Here is a 264-nt window from a genome sequence, read left to right as displayed (position 1 = left end):
CCACTGACTACGTTCAGGGCCAGGCGGCCCTCGCTGAACTGATCCAGGGTAGCCAGTTGGCGTGCCGCCAGCGGCGCTGCAATCACCCCCGGGCGATAGGCCAGGAGAACGCCAAGGCGCCGGGTGGCAGCGGCGACGAAGGAACTGACCACCGCGCCCTCGGCGGCATTGCTGAAATACCCCACCAGCACCCGGTCGAAGCCGGCGTCCTCATGGGCCTGGGCGAAACGCCGGACGAAACCGGCGTCCACGGCCTCCCCCAAC

General features: G+C 69.3%; 1 protein-coding gene. It reads right to left on the bottom strand.

Annotation, left to right across the window (positions count from 1 at the left end; translation table 11 throughout):
* A partial coding sequence (locus G5A07_RS21365; protein ID WP_191863993.1) for an LLM class flavin-dependent oxidoreductase occupies positions 1-264 on the bottom strand: 264 nt, incomplete at both ends.

The organism is Stenotrophomonas sp. AS012628, from assembly GCF_010608305.1.
GTDB classification, from domain to species: domain Bacteria; phylum Pseudomonadota; class Gammaproteobacteria; order Xanthomonadales; family Xanthomonadaceae; genus Stenotrophomonas; species Stenotrophomonas geniculata.
Note: the sequence above shows the minus strand (reverse complement) of the source record. Positions and strands in the feature narration are given on the sequence as shown.